Origin of the sequence: Chitinophaga sp. (genome assembly GCF_035761305.1) — a bacterium.
Taxonomy (GTDB): Bacteria; Bacteroidota; Bacteroidia; order Chitinophagales; family Chitinophagaceae; genus Chitinophaga.
Window position 1 is genome coordinate 1 of the sequence record NZ_DASTRI010000011.1, and the last position, 5,157, is coordinate 5,157.

Consider the following 5,157-nt stretch of genomic DNA (forward strand, 5'->3'; position numbering starts at 1 on the left):
TTTTACAGCATCAGCGATACGGCCGATGTGGCGCCGGAGCGCCTGCGCCGGTTTTTTATGCGGGAGGGCGACGGCTACCGCGTAAGGCGCGAGATCAGGGAAATGATCCTGTTTGCCAGCCACAATTTCATCAAAGACCCGCCTTTTTCGCACCTCGACCTGGTGAGCTGCCGCAATGTGCTTATTTACCTGAATCATTCAGCGCAGGAGCGGGTAATGGAAACCTTTCACTTTGCCTTAAAGCCGGGCGGCTTCCTGTTCCTGGGATCGTCAGAATCGGCTACCGGCGCTAACGACCTGTACACCATTTACAGCCGCGAGTACCATATTTTTCAAAGCCGGCAGCTTACATCGCATGCTTATCCTGTGCCTGAATCCGTGCCTACCTTCCAGTTTAAGCAGCCGATTGTTTCCGCAGCTACTGCAGAACGTGACAACCGCACCATGGAGCGCATTACCATCAGCGACCTGCACCAGCGCCTGCTGGAGCAATATGCGCCGCCTTCTTTGGTGGTAAGTGAGGAGTATGACATTGTACATCTTTCGGAACGCGCGGGCCGCTACCTGCAGATAGCCGGGGGAGAGCCTTCGCAGAACCTGTTAAAGCTGATAAGGCCGGAGCTGCGGCTGGAGCTGCGTTCCGCGCTATACCAGGCGGTACAGCGGCAAACACCCGTAGAGGCGCGCGGCCTGAAAGTAACGGTAGATGATCATACGGAAACGGTGAATATACATGTAAGGCCGGTGTTCCGGGAAGAGGAAGGCCCTAAAGGATTTATACTGGTGCTGTTTGAAAGAGCGGCTGATGAAGCAGGAGAGAGGGAGGTAATTTTAACATCCGATGAGCCGCTGGCCCGCCAGCTGGAAGAAGAGCTGGTACGCGTAAAGGCACAGCTGCGCGCATCTATAGAACAGCATGAGTTTCACGCAGAGGAGCTGAAAGCCTCCAATGAAGAGCTGCAGGCCATGAACGAAGAGCTGCGCTCAGCCGCCGAAGAGCTGGAAACCAGCAAAGAGGAGCTGCAATCCATTAACGAAGAGCTGCGCACCGTGAACCAGGAGCTGAAGGTGAAAATAGAAGAAACCACCCTGGCCAATAATAACCTGCAGAACCTTATTAAATCGGCCGAGATAGGCACCATTTTCCTGGACCGCAGCCTGCGCATAGCCCTGTTTACACCGCCGGTGCGCAGCTTATTCAATCTTATTCCCAATGATATTGGCCGCCCCCTGTCTGACATTACCCACCGGCTGCAGTATAACGAGCTGATGGAGGATGCGGAGCGGGTGCTGGAAAGGCTGCAGCCGGTAGAACGTGAAGTACGCACTACAGACGGCCGCCTGTTCATGACCCGGGTGCTGCCCTACCGCACAGCGGAAGATCGCATAAACGGGGTGGTGATCACCTTTTTTGACATTACCGAACGTAAGCAGGCAGAAGAGGCGCTGCGCCAGAGCGAAGACCGCTACCGCACTATATTTAACTCTATAGATGAAGCCTTTGCCTTTTGTGAAATAATTATAGATGCAGGCGGTAAGCCGGTTGATTACCGTATGCTGGAAACCAACCCCGCATTTGAAAAAATGACCGGCCTGAACCCGGAATTTGCGCGGGGAAAAACAGCACGGGAGGCCATCCCCGGTATTGAGGAATGGTGGATAGAAACCTTTGGCCAGGTGGCCCTGAAAGGGGATGTGCTGCGGTTTGAGAACAGGTTCGCAGGCCTGAACCGCTGGTTTGATACCTATGCCGCCCCGGTAGGCGAAAAAGGCAATGGCAAGTTTGTGCTGGTATTTACCGATATAAGCGAGCGTAAACATGCAGAAATGGCCCTGCGGCAGTCAGAGGCGCGCTTGTCTGCTATTTTTTCAGAGGCAGAGGTGGGCCTTTCTGAAATTTCCACAGACGGGCGTTTCCTGCTGGTGAATGATGCGCTCTGCCGCATGCTGGGCCGTACCCGGGAAGAGCTGCTGCGTTTAGGCATTGCCGATGTTACCGTGCCGGAAGACCTGCCAGGCAGCCTGCGCGCCGTACGCCAGCTTACAGAAACCGGCAAACCGGTGTCGGTTGACAAACGCTACCGCCGGCCCGATGGACGGCAGGTGTGGGCCAACAGCACACTATCGCTTTTAAAAGTACAGGACAGCCCTGTAATACTGGCGGTTACGCTGGACCTTACCGGGCGCCGCCAGGCCGAAGCCGCGGTGCGTGCCTCAGAGGAAAAATACCGCAGCCTGTTTGAGTCTGTTAACGAAGCATTTTGTCTTATAGAGGTAATGCCCGGTGCAAACGGCAAACCTGCCGATTTCCTGGTGCTGGAAAGCAACCGCGTATTTGAGCAGCTGCTGGGAGTAGCAGAGGCTAAAGGTAAAACTGCCGGCCAGCTGGCGGCAGGGCTCGACCAGCAGTGGGTAGAGGCCTATACCGCTGTAGCGCTTACCGGCGAACCGGTACACCTGGAGAATTATATACCTGCGTTGGGCCGCTGGTTTGAAGCGCACCTTTCCCGGGTTGGAGGCAAAGACGGCAGGCTGGTGGCTATTATCATTAATGATACCACGGAACGTAAGCAAACGGAGGCGAATATAGCTTTCCTGGCCGAAATAGGTGTAGACGCCATACGCCCTATGACCCCCCATGAGGTAATGGAAGCAATAGGAGAAAAAATATATAACCGCTTTGACTTGTCCCGTTTAACCTTTGCCTATGTGAATGAAGCGGAAAATGCCATTACAACGGTATACGATAAGCACCGGCCGCATTTGCCCGGCATAATGGGCCGGCAACAGCTGCGGGATTTTATGGGAGGAGATGCTTTTATACAAGTGATGAAGGCCGGCAGAGTATACCCCGTAAATGACATTACCACAGATACTTATACGGCAAACAAAATAGCCGCTTTACAGGCTTTGGGGGCCGGTGCGCAGCTGCTGGCGCCTTTTGTAAGCGACGGTAAATGGCGGTTTATAGTTATACTGCAAAAGAACGAACCTTATATATGGCGCCGGGACGAGCAGGAGTTGCTGCGCGATCTTGCCCCGCGTATTTACCTGTATATTGAACGTGCCCTTGCAGAAGAAGCGCTGCGTAAGAGCGAGATAAGGCTGGCTACGGAGCTGGATAATATGCAGCAGCTGCAGCAGGTAAGCAGCCAGATGATAACGGAAGATGATGTGAATGTACTGTACCAGCGTATTATTGATGCGGTAATAGCAATCACACGGTCTGATGCGGCCAGTATACAAATGTTGTACCCCGAGAAAGAGCAGCTGCATTTACTGGCATATAAAGGATTTGATGAGGCGGCCGCTGACTACTGGAAATGGGTGCCGGCAGGCGGCAGCGTTTATGGGATAGCCTTTGCCGAAGGACAGCAGGTGATAAAGGATATTGAAGCCGGCAGCGCCGGGCTTGGAAAAGAAGATCTGAAACACTACCGCCGCCTGGGGTTCCACACCGTGCAGGCAACGCCGCTTATATCGCGTAAAGGCAAGCTGGTAGGCGTTATCAGCAGCCACTGGCGCGCCCATTACAAACCAACGGAAACCGTGCAACGTTTACTGGATGTGGTGGCCCGCCAGGCTGCCGACCTGATGGAACGTAAATTATACGAGCAGGCGCTGCGCGATTCAGAAGAGCGTTTCCGCGCTATTGTAAGCCAAAGTACTGCCGGCATTTATCATGCAGACCTGGATGGCAGGTTGCTGTTTACAAACAATAAGTTCTGTGAGCTGACAGGTTACACTGAAGCCGAGTTGGCCGGTAAAACCGTTTGGGAGCTTACCCATACTGATGACCTGGAGTTGAACCAGGAGCTGTTCCGGCGTTTGATTGCAGAAGGCGCCCCCTTTGAGATCGAAAAGCGCTTTGTACACAAGAACGGCACACCCGTATGGACGGCTGTGAGTGTAGCGCCTATACGTAATCATGCCGGCAGCCCACGTTCCGTAGTGGCGGTAGTACTGGATATTACCGAACGCAAAGCCCTTGAGCAGCAAAAAGAAGATTTTATCGGCATTGCCAGCCATGAGCTGAAAACACCGGTTACCAGCATTAAAGCCTACGCAGAAGTGCTGCAGGAAATGTTTGAGGAAGCAGAAGACCATCAAAGCGCCGCGCTGATGGAAAAGCTGGATGTGCAGATAGACCGGATGACAGAACTGATTAATATGTTGCTGGACACTACCAAAATAGCGGAAGGAAAGCTGGTGCTGCACCCCGAGGTATTTGACCTCAATAAGCTCATAAAGGAACAGGCCGAGCAGCTGAAATATCTTTCCAAAAAGCATAAGGTTATTTTAAAGCTGGGCAAAATACACTCCATTACTGCAGACCGGGAGCATATCAGCCAGGTGCTTACCAATCTTATATCCAATGCCATTAAGTATTCACCGCAGGGCGGAGATGTCATCATCACCACAAAGGAAGCAGATGAAGGCGTACGCCTGAGCGTGCAGGATTTTGGGATCGGTATTCCACAGGCTTTGATAGACCGGGTGTTTGACCGCTTTTTCCGCGTGGGTAACCTGGAACGGCAAACTTTCCCGGGCATGGGCCTTGGCCTGTATATTACCGCGGGCATTGTGCAGCGGCACGGCGGCATTATTTCCGTAAATAGCCGGGAAGGAGAAGGAACGGTTTTTCATGTTACATTGCCATACAAAAGCAACGGCGCACAAGGCGCTTAACTATGCGATGGGTGAAGAAACCGGTCCAATACAGCATACAACTCCTGTATGCGGAAAGGTTTTTCAATCACGGCATCTGCTTTGGAGGCGTCTATAGAGGCCTTGCTAAAGTACTTGGCGGTAAATAATACAATCGGCAATGATTCCAGCCCCGGCCTGTGCTTCAGCTGCCGGCACAGGTTTCTGCCATCATATTGCCCCAGGGCAATGTCCATCAGCAGCAGGTCTGGGTTATGATCTTGCAGGGATGATTCCAACATGGCAGGGTCATTCAGGGTAATTACTTCAATTTTTCTTCTCGATAGGATAAAAGAAATAGCCTCCAGGATGGGCAAATTATCATCCAGAACAAGCACTTTAGTCATAATACAGTGTAATTTAACGGAACTCCCACTACAAGTCGACAATCAGGTCTTTATGTATAAGTAAGATAAACTGATTTTTCTAAAATGCAATGATCAGTACGAC

2 protein-coding genes are annotated in these 5,157 nt (G+C 52.2%); one reads left to right on the forward strand and one right to left on the reverse strand.

From position 1 onward, the window contains the following. Positions 1-4,689 (forward strand): PAS domain S-box protein (locus VFS25_RS01595; RefSeq protein WP_326460361.1); only part of this gene is annotated, 4,689 nt, incomplete at its 5' end. Here VFS25_RS01595 and VFS25_RS01600 read toward each other — a convergent pair. Continuing rightward, positions 4,686-5,054, reverse strand: coding sequence for a response regulator (locus VFS25_RS01600; protein WP_326460362.1), 369 nt, complete (start codon positions 5,052-5,054; stop codon positions 4,686-4,688). The genes VFS25_RS01595 and VFS25_RS01600 overlap by 4 nt on opposite strands. Positions 5,055-5,157: the final 103 nt, after the last annotated feature.

Coding starts and splice junctions, on each gene's coding strand:
- VFS25_RS01600 (WP_326460362.1), bottom strand. CDS start 5,054: ATGACTAAAGTGCTTGTTCTGGATGATAATTTGCCCATCCTGGAGGCT.